This is a genomic window from Anaerostipes sp. Marseille-Q3525 (assembly GCF_018223505.1).
In the GTDB taxonomy this organism is placed as follows: domain Bacteria; phylum Bacillota; class Clostridia; order Lachnospirales; family Lachnospiraceae; genus Anaerostipes; species Anaerostipes amylophilus.
Window position 1 is genome coordinate 49,935 of record NZ_JAGTTT010000012.1, and the last position, 21,139, is coordinate 71,073.

21 protein-coding genes are annotated in these 21,139 nt (G+C 36.1%); all 21 read left to right on the top strand.

What is annotated here, in order from left to right; all coding sequences use genetic code 11:
- The first annotated feature begins 20 nt into the window (after positions 1–20).
- The 21 genes from proB to KE503_RS07510 all read left to right on the top strand — a co-directional run bounded on the left by proB (position 21) and on the right by KE503_RS07510 (position 21,035).
- Positions 21–875, top strand: a complete 855-nt coding sequence (gene proB, locus KE503_RS07410; RefSeq protein ID WP_022374091.1) for a glutamate 5-kinase — start codon at positions 21–23, stop codon at positions 873–875.
- Positions 876–910: 35 nt separating this feature from the next.
- Positions 911–1,120: a DUF896 domain-containing protein gene (locus KE503_RS07415; protein WP_008391314.1), complete on the top strand. Its 210-nt coding sequence runs from the start codon at positions 911–913 to the stop codon at positions 1,118–1,120.
- 61 nt (positions 1,121–1,181) lie between these two features.
- Positions 1,182–2,423, top strand: a complete 1,242-nt coding sequence (locus KE503_RS07420) for a glutamate-5-semialdehyde dehydrogenase (RefSeq protein WP_022374090.1) — start codon at positions 1,182–1,184, stop codon at positions 2,421–2,423.
- 222 nt (positions 2,424–2,645) lie between these two features.
- Complete coding sequence (rsxC, locus tag KE503_RS07425; RefSeq protein WP_055198108.1) at positions 2,646–3,962, top strand: electron transport complex subunit RsxC; 1,317 nt, start codon at positions 2,646–2,648, stop codon at positions 3,960–3,962.
- A 13-nt stretch (positions 3,963–3,975) separates the two neighbouring features.
- Entirely contained in the window at positions 3,976–4,923 is a 948-nt protein-coding gene (locus tag KE503_RS07430) for an RnfABCDGE type electron transport complex subunit D (RefSeq protein WP_212384873.1), read from the top strand.
- Entirely contained in the window at positions 4,916–5,527 is a 612-nt protein-coding gene (locus KE503_RS07435; RefSeq protein WP_055197890.1) for an RnfABCDGE type electron transport complex subunit G, read from the top strand. The genes KE503_RS07430 and KE503_RS07435 overlap by 8 nt, the downstream gene beginning before the upstream one ends.
- A gap of 2 nt (positions 5,528–5,529) precedes the next feature.
- Positions 5,530–6,234, top strand: a complete 705-nt coding sequence (gene rsxE / locus KE503_RS07440) for an electron transport complex subunit RsxE (protein WP_055197892.1) — start codon at positions 5,530–5,532, stop codon at positions 6,232–6,234.
- Positions 6,235–6,245: 11 nt separating this feature from the next.
- Positions 6,246–6,821 carry an electron transport complex subunit RsxA gene (gene rsxA, locus KE503_RS07445; protein WP_055197894.1) on the top strand — a complete coding sequence of 192 codons (576 nt, stop codon included), beginning with the start codon at positions 6,246–6,248 and terminating at the stop codon, positions 6,819–6,821.
- A gap of 12 nt (positions 6,822–6,833) precedes the next feature.
- Entirely contained in the window at positions 6,834–7,685 is an 852-nt protein-coding gene (locus KE503_RS07450) for an RnfABCDGE type electron transport complex subunit B (RefSeq protein ID WP_055197896.1), read from the top strand.
- A gap of 125 nt (positions 7,686–7,810) precedes the next feature.
- Positions 7,811–8,062 carry a PRC-barrel domain-containing protein gene (locus tag KE503_RS07455; RefSeq protein ID WP_055197898.1) on the top strand — a complete coding sequence of 84 codons (252 nt, stop codon included), beginning with the start codon at positions 7,811–7,813 and terminating at the stop codon, positions 8,060–8,062.
- Positions 8,063–8,132: 70 nt separating this feature from the next.
- Entirely contained in the window at positions 8,133–8,582 is a 450-nt protein-coding gene (gene nrdR, locus KE503_RS07460; protein ID WP_055197900.1) for a transcriptional regulator NrdR, read from the top strand.
- A gap of 100 nt (positions 8,583–8,682) precedes the next feature.
- Entirely contained in the window at positions 8,683–10,227 is a 1,545-nt protein-coding gene (locus tag KE503_RS07465; protein WP_117945092.1) for a YifB family Mg chelatase-like AAA ATPase, read from the top strand.
- Positions 10,217–11,299 (top strand): DNA-processing protein DprA, encoded by a 1,083-nt coding sequence (gene dprA / locus KE503_RS07470; RefSeq protein ID WP_212384874.1) that lies wholly within the window; start codon positions 10,217–10,219, stop codon positions 11,297–11,299. The genes KE503_RS07465 and dprA overlap by 11 nt, the downstream gene beginning before the upstream one ends.
- Before the next feature lie 17 nt (positions 11,300–11,316).
- Positions 11,317–13,425, top strand: coding sequence for a type I DNA topoisomerase (gene topA / locus KE503_RS07475; protein WP_022374432.1), 2,109 nt, complete (start codon positions 11,317–11,319; stop codon positions 13,423–13,425).
- A gap of 15 nt (positions 13,426–13,440) precedes the next feature.
- Positions 13,441–14,208: a GTP-sensing pleiotropic transcriptional regulator CodY gene (codY, locus tag KE503_RS07480; RefSeq protein ID WP_022374433.1), complete on the top strand. Its 768-nt coding sequence runs from the start codon at positions 13,441–13,443 to the stop codon at positions 14,206–14,208.
- A gap of 157 nt (positions 14,209–14,365) precedes the next feature.
- Positions 14,366–15,088 carry a 30S ribosomal protein S2 gene (gene rpsB, locus KE503_RS07485; protein ID WP_172674557.1) on the top strand — a complete coding sequence of 241 codons (723 nt, stop codon included), beginning with the start codon at positions 14,366–14,368 and terminating at the stop codon, positions 15,086–15,088.
- A gap of 36 nt (positions 15,089–15,124) precedes the next feature.
- Positions 15,125–16,054, top strand: a complete 930-nt coding sequence (gene tsf / locus KE503_RS07490; RefSeq protein ID WP_009204279.1) for a translation elongation factor Ts — start codon at positions 15,125–15,127, stop codon at positions 16,052–16,054.
- 175 nt (positions 16,055–16,229) lie between these two features.
- A complete protein-coding gene (locus KE503_RS07495; protein WP_212384875.1) occupies positions 16,230–17,648 on the top strand; it encodes an Eco57I restriction-modification methylase domain-containing protein in 1,419 nt (472 codons plus the stop codon).
- Positions 17,649–17,678: 30 nt separating this feature from the next.
- A complete protein-coding gene (locus KE503_RS07500; RefSeq protein WP_212384876.1) occupies positions 17,679–19,814 on the top strand; it encodes a sensor histidine kinase in 2,136 nt (711 codons plus the stop codon).
- Positions 19,814–20,404 (top strand): hypothetical protein, encoded by a 591-nt coding sequence (locus tag KE503_RS07505; RefSeq protein WP_212384877.1) that lies wholly within the window; start codon positions 19,814–19,816, stop codon positions 20,402–20,404. Before KE503_RS07500 ends, KE503_RS07505 begins: the two co-directional genes overlap by 1 nt.
- A gap of 1 nt (position 20,405) precedes the next feature.
- Positions 20,406–21,035 (top strand): HNH endonuclease, encoded by a 630-nt coding sequence (locus KE503_RS07510; protein WP_212384878.1) that lies wholly within the window; start codon positions 20,406–20,408, stop codon positions 21,033–21,035.
- Positions 21,036–21,139 lie beyond the last annotated feature (104 nt).

A 21,139-nucleotide genomic window follows, 5' to 3' on the forward strand; every position in this document is an offset into this window, starting at 1 on the left:
CTTTCAAGGAGTGAATGAAAATGAATAATCGTGAAAAACTAAAAGATAAACAGAGAATCGTCATCAAAGTAGGAACATCTTCTTTGATCCACAAAGCAACAGGAAACATTAATTTATTCCGTTTAGAGAAATTAGTCCGTGTCTTAACAGATTTACATAACAGCGGAAAAGATGTGATCTTAGTATCATCCGGAGCAATCGGTGTCGGATTTAAAGCCTTAGGATTAGAAAAACGTCCGACATCCCTTCCAATGAAACAGGCATGTTCCGCCGTAGGACAGGGACAGTTAATGATGATCTATCAGAAGTTATTTGCAGAATACAATCAAGGATCTGCACAGATCTTGATCACAAAAGAAACAATGCTCAATGATGAGAGAAGATATAATGCCAAGAATACCTTTGAAGAATTACTAAAACTTGGCGTGATCCCAATTGTAAATGAAAATGATACCGTGTCTACAGAAGAAATTGAGTTTGGTGACAACGATACTTTATCTGCAGTCGTAACTGCTGTTGTAGAAGGAGATCTTTTAATTCTCTTAACAGATATTGACGGACTTTATACCGATGATCCGCACAAGAATCCAATGGCAAAATTGATCTCTGAAGTACCAGTCTTAGATGAAAAGATTGGGAAAATGGCAAAAGGAGCTGTAACGAAAGTCGGAACCGGAGGAATGGAGACAAAGATCGCAGCAGCCAATATCGTAACAGATGCAGGAGCAGATATGGTCATTGTGAATAGTGATGATCTAAATAATGTCAATAAAGTCGTTGCAGGAGAAGAAGTTGGAACATTATTCTTAGCACACAAACGTCCAGACTTTGATTTTAAGAAATACTTAACAGAACGCCCATACTTTAAGGCGTAAGGAATCATATATTATATAGAAAGGAAACATTACAAATGAAAGAAAAAGATATTCAGAGAATTAATGAATTATACAATCTAGATAAATCCATTGGATTAACACCAGAACAGAAGGAAGAACAGAGAAAGTTAAGACACGAATATATTCAGTCTGTCCGTGCTAACTTAAGAGCACAACTTAATAATGTAAGCATCAAGAATGAAGATGGATCCATCACTCCGTTAAAACCAAAAGGATTAAACTAGAGCAGATTAGATAAAACAGATTTATAAAGATGCAAAACATACCGAAAAGGAGGCATTCATAATGTTAGAACAACTAGGAAAACAGGCAAAAGAAGCATCATTCATTCTTGGAAAAGCAGGAATTGAAGATAAGAATGAAGTATTAAGAGAAGCCGCCAAATGTTTGTTACAGAGTCAGGAATACATCTTAAGCGAAAACTATAAAGATGTAGAAGCAGCCAGAGAAAATGAGATGAGTGAAGCATTGATCGATCGCTTATCCCTAAATCCTGACCGTATCGAAGCAATGGCAGAAGGACTTCGTCAGGTAGCTGAACTTCACGATCCAATCGGTTCCGTAGAACATATGCAGAAAACACCAAACGGACTATTGATCGGAAGGAAGACAGTACCATTAGGAGTTGTTGGAATCATCTACGAATCCCGTCCAAATGTAACAGCCGATGCTTTTGCATTATGCTTTAAAACAGGAAATGCATGCCTTCTGCGCGGTGGAAGCGATGCGCTCAACTCAAATCTTGCGATCACAAACGTGATTCAGAGTGCATTAGAGTCATGTCACATGCCAAAATACAGCATTCAGCTTTTAACAGATACAAGTCATGAAACAGCAACAAAGATGATGCAGTTAAACGATTACTTAGATGTTCTGATCCCTAGAGGTGGTGCAGGACTGATCAAGAGCGTTGTAAAGAATTCCACAGTTCCAGTTATTGAGACAGGAACAGGAAACTGTCATGTATATGTTGATGAATTTGCACAAAAAGATATGGCAGTGAACATCATCATCAACGCAAAGACACAGAGACTTGGAACATGCAATACATGCGAATCTTTAGTCTTACATAAAAACATCTTAGAAAGTCATGGTCCAGCCATCATTGAAGCTTTATTAGAAAAAGGTGTCCAGATCCGTGGAGATGAGAGAGTTTGTGCCTTAAATGATCAGGTCATCCCAGCAACAGAAGAAGACTGGGGAACAGAATACTTAGATTCTATCATCTCTGTCAAAACTGTTGATAGCTTTGACGAGGCAGTGGCACATATCAATCATTATAATACAGGACATTCCGAAGCGATCATCACAGATTCCTACCAGAATGCTCAGGAATTCTTAAATCAGATCGATGCGGCAGCTGTTTACGTGAATGCATCCACAAGATTTACGGATGGATTTGAATTTGGATTTGGAGCAGAGATTGGAATCAGTACCCAGAAGATTCATGCCAGAGGACCAATGGGATTAGATGCACTGACAACAACCAAGTTTATCATTTATGGCAATGGACAGATCCGTAAATAATGTAGTAGCGTCGACAGAATTGTTAACTTATTTCAGAATTTTAAGGAATTCTGAAGAAAAAACACAGAATTTTGTATGCAATATAAAGAAAATGTTAAAAAAACATTGAAAAATAAAAAAGACTATGATATCATAAGTCTTGTGTTCAAAGGAGTTTTCATTTCATGAGAACTCTTTTTTTTCGCAATGGAAAAAAATGTAAAGAAGAAAGGAAGGCTTAAAATGGCATTGTTTACATTTAGCGGAGGTGTTCATCCAGCGGATGGTAAAGAATTTGCAAAGAATTCACCAATCACCGAATACCTGCCAAAAGGAGATGTTGTTTTACCTTTAGGTCAGCACATCGGTGCCCCTGCAAAACCAATCGTTAGCAAGGGTGACCAGGTATTAGTAGGCCAGAAGGTGGCAGAAGCTGGAGGATTTGTATCCGCAAACATTTTCAGCTCTGTTTCAGGAACTGTTAAAGCGATCGAGCCAAGAATGACTCCAGCCGGAGCAAAAGTTAACTCTATCGTAATTGAGAATGACGGAGAATTCAAAGAGGTTGCATACGAGACAAAACCTTATGACCAGATGTCTAAAGATGAAGTCTTAGCAGCGATCAAAGAAGCCGGAATCGTAGGACTTGGTGGAGCTGGATTCCCAACACATGTAAAATTAGCTCCAAAAGATCCAGATGCGATCGAGTATATCATCGTAAATGGAGCCGAGTGCGAACCTTATATCACAGGTGATTACCGCACATTAATGGAAACACCAGAACTTTTAATTGAAGGATTAAATATCGTACTTGATATGTTCCCAAAAGCAAAAGGTATCATTGGTATTGAAGATAACAAAAAAGATGCAATTGCCAAAGTAGAAGCACTGGTAAAAGGTGATGCAAGAATCAGTGTTGCAACATTAAAGACAAAATACCCACAGGGTGCAGAGCGTTCTTTAATTTATGCAACAACAGGAAGAAGTATCAACTCTAGCATGTTACCAGCAGATGCAGGATGCATCGTTGATAATGTAGCTACGATCGTAGCGATCAAAGAAGCTGTCAAAGACGGAAAACCATTATATGAACGTATTGTGACAGTGACTGGAGATGCGATCAAAAACCCAAGCAACTTTAAAGTCCGTACAGGAACAAATGTAGAAGAACTGATCGAAGCAGCTGGTGGATTTAAAACACAGCCTGAAAAGATCATTTCTGGTGGACCTATGATGGGTATGGCAATGTTTACAACAGACGTACCAGCTGTGAAAACATTCTCATGCTTCTTAGCGTTCACAAAAGATGAAGTTGCTGCAAACCAGCCAAGCAATTGTATTCGTTGTGGAAGATGTGTAAGCGTCTGTCCGCAGAAGCTGATGCCAGCAAAATTATCTGTATTAGCAGATCATAACAAGTTTGACGAGTTTGAAAAACTTTATGGAGCAGAATGCGTTGAGTGTGGATCATGTTCATTCGTATGTCCAGCAAAACGTAACCTTGCACAGTCCATGAAGACAGGTCGTAAACAGGTATTAGCTAACCGTAGAAAGAAATAAAGGAGAGATACATATGAGCGAAACATTATATCATGTGTCAGCCAATCCTCATGTAAGAGATAATGGTTCAACACAAAAGATTATGTTAGATGTTATCATCGCATTACTACCCGCTACAATTTTTGGTATCTATATCTTTGGAGCATCTGCGGCACTGACAGTTGCAATTTCTGTTGCTACCTGTGTTGTCGTTGAGTATATTTACCAGAAACTTATGAAACAGCCAATCACAGTAAGTGACTTAAGTGCGGCATTAACCGGACTGTTACTTGCATTAAACTTACCACCAGAGGCACCATTCTGGATGCCGATCTTAGGTGGAATCTTCGCGATCATCGTTGTAAAACAGGTATTCGGTGGACTAGGACAGAACTTCATGAACCCAGCCCTTGGTGCAAGATGTTTCTTAATGATCTCATTTGCAGCAAGAATGACAAGCTTTACATATGATGGTGTGACAACAGCAACACCACTTGCTGTTATGGAACAGGGAAAAAGCGTTGATGTTATGAAATCATTCTTAGGATTTATCCCAGGAACGATCGGTGAAACATCCGCATTATTACTGATCATCGGTGGAGTATATTTAGTATTTAAGAAAGTTATCTCCCCAATCATCCCATGTGTTTATGTTGCAGTTGTAGCAATCTTCGTACTGATCTTCGGTGGTCATGGATTTGATCTATCTTACATGGCAGCACAGATCTTCAGTGGAGGATTAATGTTAGGTGCGATCTTCATGGCAACAGACTATGTAACATCTCCAATTACAAAGAACGGAAAGATCATCTATGCAATCGTTCTTGGTATTTTAACTGGATTATTCCGTCTGTTCGGACCAATGGCTGAAGGTGTATCTTACTCTATCATCATTGCCAACTTATTAGTTCCACTGATCGAGAGAGTGACAGTACCAACTCCATTTGGAATCGAAAAAAAAGGAGGTAAGAGCAATGAATAAGAATCTCGTAATGGATTGTATTAAATTATGTGTGATCACATTAATTGCAGGACTCCTTTTAGGTATCGTATATAACGTAACAAAAGCACCGATCGCCGCACAGGAAGAGAAGACAAAACAGGAAGCTTACAAAGCCGTATTCGAAGATGCAGCGAAATTTGATACAGTAAAATTAGATCAGAAAGACGTAGCAGCTGTCTTAAAGAAAAATGATCTTGGACAGAACACAATTTCTGAAGTCGTAAAAGCAGTTGACAAAAACGGAAAAGAACTTGGATATGTATTCTCTGTAACAAACCCAGAAGGATACGGTGGAGATGTAACTTTATCCGTAGGTGTCAGAGATGATGGAACAGTCAATGGTTATGAAACATTATCCATCAGCGAAACAGCTGGTTTAGGTATGAAAGCCAAAGAACCAGAATTTAAGAGTAACTTTAAAAACAAAAAAGCAGACAGATTTGAAGTTGTAAAAGATGGATCTGGTAAGAACGATGATTCTAAAGTAGATGCCATCAGTGGTGCAACGATCACTAGCCGTGCTGTCACAAGTGCAGTTAACAGCTGTGTTGCATATTCAAAGAGCCTGAAGGGAGGTAATTAAACATGAAACCAAATCCAATGGAACGATTGATTAATGGTATCGTAAAAGAAAACCCTACCTTCGTATTAATGTTAGGTATGTGTCCTACATTAGCAGTAACAACATCTGCGATCAACGGTGCAGGAATGGGGCTTTCAACAACAGCCGTATTAATGTTTTCTAACATGATCATTTCCGCATTAAGAAATGTCATCCCTGATCGTGTACGTATCCCAGGATACATCGTAGTTATCGCATCTCTGGTAACGATCGTACAGTTCTTATTACAGGGATATGTTCCAGCAGTTAACGATGCATTAGGATTATATATCCCACTGATCGTAGTAAACTGTATCATCCTTGGACGTGCAGAATCCTTTGCAGCAAAGAATGGACCAATCAACTCCTTCTTTGACGGACTTGGAATGGGACTTGGATTTACAATTGCCCTGACAATTTTAGGAGCATTCCGTGAATTATTAGGAGCAGGACAGATCTTTGGAATGCAGGTAATGCCATCTGCATATGAACCAATCACAATCTTTATTCTGGCACCTGGAGCATTCTTTGTACTTGCATGCTTAGTAGCAATCCAGAATAAAGTTAAGAGCAAAAAACCTCAGAAACCAGGACAGCCACAGACAAGTGGATGTGGAGACTGTGCTCACTGTGGAAACAGTGCTTGTGGTTCCAGAAGCTTTTTTGACACAACTGTAGATGACAAATAAGGAGGATCAGAATGAAAAGTTTATTGTTAATTGCCATCGGCTCAGCCCTGGTAAATAACGTTGTATTAAGCCAGTTCCTTGGTTTATGTCCTTTCCTTGGAGTTTCTAAGAAAGTTGAGACAGCAGCCGGAATGGGTGCAGCCGTTCTCTTCGTTATTACCATCGCATCAGCAGTTACAAATTTAATTTATACATTTTTATTAGTACCAACAGATTTAACATACTTAAATACGATCGTATTTATCCTGGTAATCGCAGCATTAGTACAGTTCGTAGAAATGGTATTAAAGAAATCTATGCCAGCATTATATGAATCTCTGGGAGTATTCCTTCCACTGATCACAACAAACTGTGCAGTTCTTGGTACAGCATTAACAAACGTACAGAACGACTATAGTTTCATCGCCAGCATAGTCAATGGTATTGGTATCTCTGTAGGATTCTTAATTGCCATCGTGATCCTTGCTGGTATCCGTGAAAAGATGGAATACAACAACATCCCAGAATCTTTCAAAGGAATGCCTATCACACTGTTAACAGCAGGATTAATGGCGATCGCATTCTTCGGATTCTCAGGACTTATTTAGGAGGTAAAGAAGATGAATATATCAGCAATTTTACTTGCCATGGTTGTTGTCGGAGGAACCGGTCTGCTTATCGCAATCTTACTGGGAATTGCCTCAGAGAAATTTAAAGTTCCTGTAGACGAGAAGGAAGTGGCTATCCGTGCAGAACTTCCAGGAAATAACTGTGGTGGTTGTGGATACGCAGGTTGTGATGGACTTGCAAAAGCAATCGCAAATGGAGAAGCACCAGTCAATGGCTGTCCAGTTGGTGGAGCAGCAGCCGCTGAAAAGATCAGTGCGATCATGGGTGTTGAAGCCGGAGAATTCGTAAAGAAAGTCGCATTCGTTAAATGTGCCGGAACTTGCGAAAAAGCATCTGACAAATACCAGTATTCTGGAGTTCAGAGCTGTATCGAAGCTATGAACGTACCAGGTGCAGGACCAAAAGGATGCGAATTTGGATGTATGGGATTTGGAAGCTGTGCAGCAGTATGTCCAGAAAATGCGATCTCTATCGTGAACGGAATCGCTCACATCGATGAAGAAGCATGTGTAGGATGTGGAAAATGTGCAGAAACATGTCCAAAATCCTTAATCGACCTTGTACCAGAAAATAAGAAAACAAGAGTACAGTGCAGCTCTAAAGAATTCGGTAAACAGGTAATGTCTGTATGTAAAGCAGGATGTATCGGATGTAAAGCATGTGAAAAAGTATGTAAACTTGGAGCAATTAAGGTTGAAAACAACATTGCACAGATCGATTATGAAAAATGTGTAGGTTGTGGATTATGTGCAGGTAAATGTCCAAAAGGAATCATTACAGGAAAGAAATTAGTTCCTAAGAAACCAGCACCTAAAAAACCGGTAGAAAAGAAAGAAGCTTAATCTTTCTTCATAATGATAATAATAAAGAAGCAGAAGATTCTAGAGATTGGATCTTCTGCTTTTTTCTGCGTCTATTTATCGAAAAAAAGAATACTATTATAATAGGAAGAAAAAGGATTTCCGACATGAAATTTCTCGAACTTCGGCAAAAAGATGTGATCAATTGTAACACCGGTGAATGCTTAGGATTTGTCTTAGACCTCGAATTTGAAATACATACTGGACAGATCTGCTATCTGATCGTGCCCAAAACAACAAAGATGATCCTGTGCCTTGGGAAAAAGAATAAAATCTATAAAATTCCATACAAATGTGTCGTGAGGATCGGAAGAGACACCATTTTAGTCGATATCAACGAAAAAGAATGCCTGAAATAAAAGAAAAGCTTTTATTTTATGGCAAAAAATGATATACTTCAAGCAGAAAAAAACACGGAGGTACAAGAAGATGAGATGCCCATATTGTGGAAGCGAGAATTCCAGAGTCGTAGATTCCAGACCGGCAGAAGACAACAATGCGATCCGTAGAAGAAGACAATGCGATGAATGCGGAAAGCGTTTTACAACTTATGAGAAGATAGAGACAGAACCATTAAGCGTTATCAAGAAAGATAAGACAAGACAGCTTTATGACCGAAGCAAAATAAGAAATGGAATCGTACAATCCTGTCACAAACTTCCAGTCTCCATGGGACAGATCGAAGCAGCGATTGATGAGATCGAGACAAAGATCTACAACATGGGAACAAGAGAAGTAGAGTCATCCGTGATCGGAGAGATGGTCATGGACAAATTAAAAGACTTAAATGAAGTTGCATATGTAAGATTCGCAGCCATCTATCGCGAATTTAAAGATGTGAACACCTTTATGAGTGAATTAAAGAAATTATTGAAATAAGTACGATTGTTTTGAATATACAGTATTGTAAAAATATTACTTTTGTGATAGACTAACCATATCATTTTGAAACCAGCTTCTTTTTTGAGAAGAGAAGGAGTTGAGTACTATTTATCAGGAAGTAATCACAGGAATCGTCAGTGGAGTGAGCGGAAGACTCATCCACGTCGAAGTAGAGATCAGAAACGGCCTGCCATATTTCACCATGGTAGGCTATCTTTCTAAAGAATCCATGGAAGCAAAAGAGCGCGTTGCATCAGCACTACGCTCCATCGGCCATCCCCTGCCATCCATGAAGATCACAGTCAACTTATCCCCAGCCAATATAAGAAAGAATGGAACTGCGTTCGATTTCCCAATCGCCGTGGCTTTTTTAGGGTGTCTGAATTTAATCGATGCAAGCAAATTAGAGGATATCTGCATTATGGGAGAATTAGGGTTAAATGGCAAGATCAGAGGGGTTGGAAACTGTCTTCCAATTGTTTTAGAAGCAAGAAAAAAAGGAATCCATAAGTTTTTTGCGGCAAGGGAAGATGCCAATTCCCTAAGAGGAATGGAAGATATCGAAGTCATATTTATGGATAGCTTACAAGATGTTTTGGACTATTTTCATGGAACGTATCAACAAAGATGCTGCATAGATACAACACAATATCAGAAAGAAGAAACAGAAGAAGATTTTAGCGATATCATAGGTCAGAAACATTTAAAAAGAGCGATAGAAATTGCTGTCACTGGAAGACATCATTTACTGATCATTGGATCTCCGGGATCAGGAAAAACAATGGCAGCCAGAAGAATTCCGACAATCCTTCCACCATTATCAAAAGAAGAGAAAATGGAAGTTCAGGCGATCTATGATGCGACAGGAATCCAAAGATATTTAGAAGACAACACTCGTCCATTTCGCCAGCCACATCCAATGATCCCCAAGGCAGCGTTTCTTGGAGGAGGCAAGACACCGACCGCAGGAGAGATCACATTAGCGCATCATGGGATCTTATTTCTGGATGAATTTATGGAATTTAAAACCGAATGTATCGAAGCACTCAGACAGCCACTGGAAGATGGAACGATCGATATCACCAGAAATGGGATCTATCATCAGTTTCCAGCCGATTTTCAACTGATCGCAACGATGAATCCATGTCCTTGCGGTTATGGACTGGAAGACGGGATCTGTCGATGTACCTATCATGAAAAGAAACGTTATCTAAAGAAATTATCAGGGCCAATCCTAGACCGATTTGACATGGTTTTATGTATTAGTAAAAAAGATCACAACTTACAAAAAGCGAAACAAAAAGAAATGGTAGAAACGTCCAGTCAGATCAAAAAACGGATCAAAACAACCATCCAAAGAGAAAAAAATTTACTAAAAAATGATTCCTGCAATGCTATCGGTCAATTAAGCCACATACAGTTAAACAAGATCATTCATTTATCGAAAGAATGCAAAGAGATCTTAGACATTGCCTACCAATCCGGCAAGATCACAAGACGAGGAATGGATAAGATTTTAAAAGTAGCGTTAACAATCATGCTGATGGAAAATGAATCCGAGATCAAACCGATTCACTTAATGGAAGCTATGACTTTTCGAAACACAGATTTTATCAGAGAGGTGCTGGAATATGGAAGATAAATTATACTGGTACTGGCTGTGTGGCAAAGTCATGTTGCCGATCAAGAAACAAAAAGAACTGATGGATATCTTCATTCATCCAAAAGAACTCTATAAGATCAACCCAGAAATCCTAAAGGAACGCATGACAGATCTTGAATACGGTCGTTTCATCAACTCAAGAGATGAAGCAATGATTCAGAAAGACTATGAAGCTTTGCATCGTGAAAATATCCGTTTTATCATTCAAAAAGAAGCTGCATATCCGAATCGTTTAAGAAAAATTTATGATGCTCCTTATGGCATCTTTCAAAAAGGCCAGCCATATGAAGAAAAAGAACTGTCAATTGCGATCGTAGGGTCAAGATTTCCGACAACTTACGGCTTTGAAATCTCGAAAAAATTCGCAAAAGAGTTGGCAGAGCAAGGTGTACAGATCATCAGTGGCCTCGCAAGAGGCGTAGATGGGGCGGTTCACCGAGAGATAATCAATAAAAATGGACAAGCTGTTGGAGTTTTAGGATGTGGGATCGATTTCATTTACCCAAAAGAGAATTTTCAGTTATTTTATGACATGTATGTGAATCAGACAGTTATTTCCGAGTACCCGCCAGGCAGTGAACCACTTAAATGGCATTTTCCAGAAAGGAATCGGATCATCAGTGGATTAAGTGATGGAATCCTTGTGACAGAAGCCAGAGAGCGAAGCGGATCACTGATCACAGCGGATTGTGGGCTTGATCAGAATAAAGAAGTATTTGCAGTTCCCGGAATGATTACCAATAAGCATTCAAAAGGCTGCCACGGACTCATCAAACAAGGCGCAAAATTGGTTGAAAATGTCGACGATATTTTGACAGAATTTTCAGAATTCACAGGAATTTCACGAAAATTTCCAAAGCTTCATACAAAATCTCTTGCAAAGGCAGAAAAAAGGGTGTATGATATGTTGAGCTTGAAACCGAAACATATTGATGAGATCTTAAGTGCATCCGGTTTTTCTTATGAAGAAGTGATCAAAGCATTATTTCAATTAGAAGCGAAAGGATATATCAAACAGACTCATCAAAATTTATATATCAAAAAAATGTAAATAAGGGGTAATACTATATGCCAAAATATCTAGTTATCGTCGAATCACCGGCGAAAGCAAAAACAATTAAAAAATTTCTGGGCAGAAATTATGAAGTGATCGCGTCCAACGGGCATGTTCGCGATCTGCCAAAGAGTACCTTAGGAATTGATATCGAGAATGACTTTGAACCAAAGTACATTACGATCCGCGGGAAGGGTGAAGTATTAGCAGCTCTTCGTAAAGCAGTAAAGAAAGCAGACAAAGTATACCTCGCGACTGACCCGGACCGTGAAGGAGAAGCCATCTCATGGCATTTATATTACGCATTAAAATTGGAAAATAAGAACTATAGCCGTATCACATTCAATGAGATCACAAAAACAGCGGTCAAAGATTCCATCAAACATGCAAGAGATATCGACATGAACTTAGTCGATGCACAGCAGGCAAGACGTGTCCTAGACCGAATCGTAGGATATCAGATCAGCCCAATTCTTTGGGCAAAGATCAAACGAGGATTAAGTGCTGGACGAGTTCAGTCTGTAGCACTGCGACTCATCTGTGATCGAGAAGAAGAGATCAATTTATTTATTCCACAGGAATACTGGTCGCTCGAAGCCTTATTAGATGTCAAAGGAAGCAAAAAGCCTTTAGAAGCGAAACTTGTTGGAACCAAAGATCAGAAAATGGAGATCCACAGTGAAGAAGAGATGAATGAGATCTTATCCTATTTAAAGGGAAAAGAATTCACAGTAGAAGGGGTAAAAGTTACCGAACGATTAAAGAAAAGCCCACTTCCATTTACAACAAGTACGCTGCAGCAGGATGCATCCAGCAAGTTAAATTTTGCACCACAGAAAACCATGCGTATCGCACAGCAGTTATACGAAGGTGTGAACATCAAAGGACAGGGAACGGTCGGTCTGATCACATACTTACGTACAGACTCCACACGTATCTCTGTGGAAGCTGACGCAGCAGCCAAAGAATATATCAAAGAAGCTTATGGAGCTGAGTTTGTCGGAGAAGGAACTGTCGCAAAGAAAGACGACAAGAAAGTACAGGATGCCCATGAAGCCATCCGCCCAACCTACATGACAAATTCACCAGCAAGCATCAAAGACGAGCTGTCAAGAGATCAGTTCCGTTTATACCAGCTGATCTGGAACCGTTTCATGGCAAGCCGTATGGCACCAGCCAAATACGAAAATACATCTGTAAAGATCGCAGCCGGAGATTACCGTTTTAACGCATCTGCAAGCAAGATCGCTTTCGATGGATTCTTATCCGTATATAACATTAACAATGAAAAATCCGAAGGAAACTTAATGTTAAAATCCATCGATGAGAATACAAAACTTACATTAAATGAACTAGAACCAAAACAGCATTTTACACAACCACCAGCACATTACACAGAAGCATCTCTGGTTAAGACATTAGAGGAATTTGGAATCGGACGACCAAGTACTTATGCGCCAACGATCTCAACGATTACAGCAAGACGTTATGTTGTCAAAGAAAAGAAGAACTTATATGTCACAGAGCTTGGAGAAGCAGTCAACAACATGATGAAGAAAGCATTTGCAAGTATCGTTGATGTGAACTTCACAGCGATGATGGAAGGACTTCTTGATATGGTAGAAGAAGGAAAAGTCCATTGGAAATCCGTCATTGAAAACTTCTATCCAGACTTTGAGATCGCCGTTCAAAATGCTGAGAAAGAATTAGAGAAAGTCAAGATCGAAGACGAAGTAACAGACGTTGTCTGTGATGAATGTGGAAGAAACATGGTTGTCAAATACGGACCATACGGAAAATTCCTTGCATGCCCTGGATTCCCAGAATGCAGAAATACGAAACCACATTTCGAGAAAGTCGGAATTCCATGTCCAATGTGTGGCGGAGAAGTCGTCTTAAAGAAAACGAAAAAAGGAAGAAAATATTACGGATGCGAAAACAATCCGGAATGCGAATTTATGTCATGGCAGAAACCATCCACAGTCAAATGTGAGAAATGCGGAAGCTATATGATCGAAAAAGGAAAGAAGCTTGTATGTTCCAATAAAGAATGTGGATTCGTATGCAGCATGCCAGAAGAAGCAAAAGAGAAAGAAACTTCCGGGGAGTCAGTTTCAGAATAAGGAGATAAAATATAGATGAGTAGTATACAGTTACTAGATAAAACAAGAAAGATCAACAAATTACTTCATAACAATAATTCACAGAAAGTTGTATTTAACGACATCTGTAAAGTCTTAACAGAAGTTATGAATTCCAATGTCCTTGTGATCAGCAAAAAAGGAAAGATCCTAGGAAAAAATGAAGCAGACCACATCGAAGTCCTTCATCAGCTGATCTCAGGAAATGTCAAAGATTATGTTGATTTTTCATTAAATGAAAGACTATTAACGATCCTTTCCACAAATGAAAACGTCAGCCTTTCCACTTTAGGATTTGAGTCAGATATTGACGATTATTATGCGATCATCGCACCAATCGATATCGCAGGGGAAAGATTCGGAACATTATTTATGTACCGCCAGAGGGAAAATTATTCCATTGATGATATTATTTTAGCAGAGTATGGAACAACCGTTGTCGGACTTGAAATGTTAAGATCCGTAAGCGAAGAAGTAGAACAGGAGCGAAGAAAGAAAGGAATCGTAGATTCCGCGATCAGTACTTTATCCTTCACAGAACACAAAGCAGTGCTTCATATTTTAGAAGAATTAGAAGGAAATGAAGGAGTCTTAGTCGCAAGCAAGATTGCAGACAGATTCGGGATCACGAGATCCGTTGTCGTAAACGCATTAAGAAAACTAGAGAGTGCCGGAGTTGTCGAGACAAGATCTTCCGGTATGAAAGGAACCTATATTAAGGTAGTGAATGACTTTATATTTGACGAGATCACAAAGCTTGATTAATTCTTTTATAATTAATGAAAAAGTTCTTGCAAAGAAGGACAAGGTCTGATATACTGTCATAGGTAAAAATAAACACGCTATTGGAATTCTGATAAGTGCCCAAGTGGTTTGTCAGAACGATGAAAATAGCGGAAGCAAAAACTAAAGGAGATTTAAAATGAGCGTTATTTCAATGAAACAGTTACTTGAAGCAGGTGTACATTTCGGACATCAGACAAGAAGATGGAACCCTAAAATGGCACCATACATCTACACAGAGCGTAATGGTATCCATATCATCGACTTACAGAAATCTGTAGGAATGGTTGACGATGCTTACAATGCAGTAAAAGAATGTGTAGCACAGGGTGGAAAGATTCTGTTCGTAGGAACAAAGAAACAGGCTCAGGATTCTATTCAGGCTGAAGCAGAACGTTGTGGAATGTTCTACGTAAACCAGAGATGGTTAGGTGGAATGATGACTAACTTCAAAACAATCGAATCTAGAATCGCTAGACTGAAAAAGATCAAAGAGATGGAAGAAGACGGAACATTTGACGTACTTCCAAAGAAAGAAGTTATCGAACTTAACAAAGAAAAAGACAAATTACAGAAGAACTTAGGTGGAATCGAAGAAATGGGTGGACTTCCAGACATGATCTTCGTTGTAGACCCTAAGAAAGAAAGCATCTGTGTACAGGAAGCACATACTTTAGGAATTCCTCTTGTTGGAATCGCAGATACAAACAGCGATCCTGAAGAATTAGATTATATCATCCCAGGAAACGATGATGCGATCCGTGCAGTAAAACTGATCACATCTGCTATGGCTGATGCAGTTATCGAAGCAAACCAGGGAATCGATGCAGACTCTGAAGAAGTTGCAGAAGACGCTGAATAATTTATTCACACTTTCAATTTAGGAGGAAAAAGAATCATGGCTATCACAGCAGCAATGGTAAAAGAATTAAGAGAAATGACTGGTGCCGGAATGATGGATTGTAAGAAAGCTCTTACAAACACAGACGGAGACATGGACGCAGCAGTTGAATTTTTAAGAGAAAACGGTCTTGCAAAAGCAGCAAAGAAAGCTGGACGTATCGCAGCTGAAGGACTTGTTGCAGTAGCAGTATCTGAAGATGCAAAAGAAGCAGCAATCGTTGAAGTTAACTCTGAAACAGACTTCGTAGCTAAGAATGATACATTCAGAACATATGTAGCAGAAGTAGCTGATCAGGCTCTTACAACAAAAGCAGCTGATATCGAAGGATTCTTAGCAGAAGAATCTAAAGCAGAAGCTGGAAAAACTGTAAAAGAAGCATTAGATGGTAAGATCGCCGTTATCGGAGAAAACTTAAACATCCGTAGATTTGCTAAAGTATCTGCAGCAGACGGATTTGTTGCATCTTACATCCACGCTGGTGGTAAGATCGGTGTATTAGTAGAAGTTGCTACAGACGTAGTTAACGACGAGATCAAAGAGATGGCTAAAAACGTAGCAATGCAGGTTGCAGCTATTTCTCCAAAATACACAAGCAGAGATGAAGTTTCTAAAGATTACATCGAGCATGAAACAGAAATCTTAAAAGTTCAGGCTATGAACGAAAACCCAGACAAACCAGAAAACATCATCGAAAAGATGATCGTTGGACGTCTGAACAAGGAATTAAAAGAAGTATGTCTGTTAGATCAGGCTTATGTTAAAGCTGAAGATGGAAAACAGGCAGTTGGAAAATACGTAGAACAGGTTGCTAAAGCAAACGGAGCTAATGTTACAATCAAAGGATTCGTTCGTTTTGAAACTGGTGAAGGTATTGAAAAGAAAGAAGAAGACTTTGCGGCTGAGGTTGCTGCACAGTTGAAATAATTTGATTCTTTGTTTTGGAATTGAATAGAATTTGTTTTTTGTGGCACACATCGTTTTAGGTGTGTGCCTTTTTATGATAGAATTATTTTGAGATAAAACTATGAATAAGGAAAAATATATAGTAAAATAATATATAAATAGTTTTATTTAAATATATGAATAAGGAAGATGAAAGATGGCGAGTAATTGTCAAATTCCAACACCCCAGAAGTATGTACAACAAATGTTAGATTATGTAGATTATTCTAAAAAACTTTATGGAAAGAAAGTTTTAGAAAATTCTTGTGGAGAAGGTAACATTTTATTAGAAGTTGTAAAACGATATATTGAAAGTGCTAAAAGTGAAAAACATTCTGCAGAAGAAATTAAAAATGGATTGAATAAGGATATTGAGGCTTATGAAATAGATAAAGAGTGTATAGAAAAATGTAAAAATAGACTTAATAAATTGGCAGCATCATATGGGATAGAAGGAATAGAATGGAACATAAAAAATAATGATTTTTTAAAAGAAGATGTACAAAATAGATATGATTTTATAATTGGAAATCCACCATATATAACGTATCATGATATGGATGATTCACAAAGGGAATTTCTTAAAAAGTCATTTTCGACTTGTAATAATGGTAGATTTGATTATTGTTATGCTTTTATTGAGGCTAGTTTAAAAACATTAAAAAATAGAGGTAAGATGGTTTATTTAGTACCATGTAGTATTATGACCAATAAATTTGCAGGGGATTTAAGAGTAAAACTTAGTAAATATATAACGGAGATTTATGATTATAGAACCATTAAAATTTTTTCGCAAGCATTAACGTCATCAGTTATTATTGTTTGTGAAAATTTAACAAACAAATCTGATCTAAAATATCATTTGGTTAAAGAAAACACTATTTTTGAAATAGAGAGGAAAAAATTGACTGATGCTAAATGGTCTGTTACAACGGATGATAATAATATAGGTGTTAAATTTAGTGATTTTTTTGAAGTTAAAAATAGTGTTGCGACACTGTTAAACGAGGCTTTTATATTTAAAGAATATGAACGAAGAGATGATTATTATATTATTGATGAATATAAAATCGAAGAAGAATTAGTAAAAGATGCTGCAAGTATAAAAAGTTTAAGTAGAGGAGAAAATAGCTATAAGATTATATTTCCATACAGAATAGAAGATGGAAAACGCAAAGATTATTCAGAAAGCGAATTTGAAGATAGATTTCCGGGTGCTGTTAGATATTTAAAACAATTCAAAGATAAATTAAAGAAAAGAAAAAAAGATAAAAATACATTATGGTTTCAATATGGAAGAAGTCAGGCTATCACGAGTGTTACAGGTAACAAATTAATTATTCCAATGGTTATTACGAAAGAAGTTCATGTATATGAGGTGGGAGAAAATGCAGTTCCATATGCTGGTTATTTTATAAAATGTAGAGAAAATAGTAGATTAGGATTGCAAGATGCAAAAAAGATTTTAGAGAGCAAAGATTTTTATGACTATGTAAAAATTTGTGGAACACCAACTACAGCTACATCATATAGAATTTCTGTAAATGATATTAAAAAATATAAAATAAATATATAACAATATTAAACTCCTGGGAGGCTATAATTAATGGAAGTATTAAAGTATATTGTTGAAGATAGTACTATTGCAGAATTATTAGGTGTTCAAAATTTTTCAACTGATGAAGCAGCAGTTCTTGAATTAGTAAAAAATGCATATGATGCAAATGCGTTAAATTTGAAAATTAAATTTCAAAATAATCAGATGGTAATTCAAGATGATGGTATTGGAATGAATGTTGAAGATATAAAGAAACATTGGATGCATATAGGAAAAAGTGATAAAAAATATGAAATTATAGATGACAACAATAATAAAAGAATCCAAGCAGGATCTAAGGGTGTTGGTAGATTTGCGTTATCTAGATTAGGCTGTAATATTATAATGACAACAAAAAAGGCAGATAATTCAGGAGTTGTTTGGAAAACAGATTGGAATACATCTATAATTGATACTGCGGAAAATCTAATTGAAAATGGAACGACAATATTAATAGAAAATCTTAGAGAACGTTGGAACAAAAAAAGAATAAATAATTTATGTGAATATATAGAAAGAACTTATTTTGACGATTCTATGAAAATAGAGATTATAACCGATGAGTTTAATAAAATAATTCCTAAATATTTTCCAACAGCAGAAATAGGAATTAATTGTAAAAGCAATTTGAAACTAAAATATGATAATGGAATATTAACAACAATAATTAAATCTGATGAATTCGATAGAAAAGCAACAAAATATTGTCAGGGAATTAATTTAAATGAGTTTGAATCAAAACTTAATGTTAAGGATGAATTAAAAGGTTCATATATAGAAGAAGTGGCAGAAAATGATTTAGAAAGAATAGTTAATGGAATAGGAAAATTTTCAGCTAATTTTTATTTTAATTTATCACCTACTGAATTAGATAAAGATAAATATTTATACAAATATACAAGTACACCAGAAAAAATAAAAGGTGGAATAATTTTGTATAGAAATGCATTTAGTATATCTTCTTATGAGGGGAAAAAAGACTGGTTAGGATTAGGAAAACGTGCAAGAAAGTCCCCAGCAGCAGCAAATCATAAATCGGGATCATGGAGAGTAAGAGAAAATCAGTTAGCTGGATATGTTCTGATTGATAAGAAGGAAAACTATATGTTACAAGATTTAGCAAATAGACAAGGATTGGATGAAAATATATATTTTCAAGTATTTGTTGAAATTATCTGTATGGGAATAAAAGAATTTGAAAGGTATAGACAAAATATTATAAGGAAAATCGATGTAAAGAATAAAATTAGCTCTCCTAATCAATCTCCAGTTTCAGATCGAGTTGCTAAAAGTCCAAAATCTATTAAAAATTTAACACCAGATGAATCAAAACAATTGGCATCAGAAATTAAGGAATATAAAAAGGAACAAAAGCGATATCAGAAAGATAAGGAAGAGGTAGAACAAAAATATCGATATGATGTTAGGATATTAAATGTTTTGGCTACTACTGGTTTAAAAGCATCATCAATAGCACATGAAATGAAAAATAATAGAAATTTTATTTATGAAAATTACGAGAATATTGTAGATGCTTTGAAAGAATATGGAATGTGGGAAGAACTTAATTTAGAGGAAAATACTCGTAAATCATATAAAAATGTACCATATTTATTAAAAAATGGAAATGAAGTTGAAAAAAAATTGCTTACATTTATGGATACTATGTTGGAAGAAATAGAAAAAAACCAATTTGAACTTCGAGAAAGGAGTATTTTTGATTCTGTTAATGCAATAAAAAAAGTTTGGCAAAGAGATTATAAATGGATCCATATTAATTTAGACATAGAGGAAGATATTGTATATGAAATATCCGAAGATGTAGTACAAGTTATTTTGGATAATTTGCTTTTAAATAGTATACAACAAAATGATGAAATTCAGTTATTAAATATTTTTATTTCTGTAATGAAAAATGATGGAAAATTAGAGTTTGAATATAGAGATAATGGGAAAGGATTAGATGATAAATATTTAACAAATCCGTGGAAAATACTAGAAGTTCATGAAACGACACGAAAAAAAGGACATGGACTAGGAATGTGGATTGTAAATAATACTTGTATCATGTCAGGAGGTGAAGTGCAAGATATAAAAGGAGAAAAAGGGTTTTATATTAAATTTACATTGGGAGGAAAAATATAATGGATACAATAAAAATGATATATATTGATGATTCACCGGATATTTCTTTATCAAAGTATTTAGATAAATTTAGAAGTGATTTATGTCAATTCGATTATTCTGATATAGAATTTAATTCAGAAGATGGTTATGAAAGTTTGATAAATAATACTGAAGTTAGAACTGCAAATATTATTTTTATTGATTCTAAATTATTTGAAAATAGGAATACAAATGGAAAATTTACAGGAGAAGAATTTAAAATAATATTAAAAAAACATTTACCATTTATTGAGGTTATAGTAATAACACAAAATGAAGTAGAAAAAGAATATGAAACAATAGCTAAATATGATTCTAGAAGTGATAAAACAGCACAAGAGTACTATGATAGCATTTTACCAGAATTAATAGATCATGCAGTTAAAAATATATTTGAATATCGAAAAATAGCTTCTCGTATGAAAGAAAATGCAATATGGGAAGATGTAATGATTGAAAAAATTGAAAATTCATTAGAAGGAAAGGATGTATATGATGAACTAACAAAAACAGATATAGATCATATAATTGGAATTTTTCAAGAATTACAAGAGAAAGTAGATAGATAAAGTGGATGATTATAGAAGAACTAAATATTGTCCTGAATTAGATAATGTGAGAAAAAAGAAAGAGCATATAAAAAATAAAATTAAAGAAGAACATCCTAGAGCACAGGATGTGCATGCTTATATTAGTAATAATTCAGGAAGTTTAAAAAAAGAATTTATGAAAATATATAATGATAAATGTGCATATTGTGGTGTATCTAATGATTTATTGCCGAAAAATTATTTTGAAGTAGATCATTTTTTATATGAAAAGGCGCCATTGTTTAAAAGTAAAAAAGATGCAGGTTATATAGAAAACTTAGTTTTAGCATGTCATGATTGTAATCATAATAAAAGTTCATTTTATATAAATTCAGAGCAATATAAAAATTTGCATCCAGATCAAGAAGGAATAAAAAAGACATTTGTGCGAGATAAAAAGTATTATATTCGTGTGAATGATGATTTTGTACATAATGAAGATATTAATAAGTTTTATAATCAATTGCAGCTAGGATCAGAATTGCATAGGTTAGATTATTTGTTGATGAATATAATTGGAATGAAAAGAACACATATGGATGATAAAAATTTATATAGTGGATTGGGAAGAATAGAAGATATATTGAGGAGAAAAAGGAATATTATGTGATATGTTATTGGATGTTTCTTGTTAATAATTATATCAAAAGGGAAGAAGGTATTAATAATGGAAGAGAATCAATTACAAAAAGAAATCGATAAAATGTCTAAATC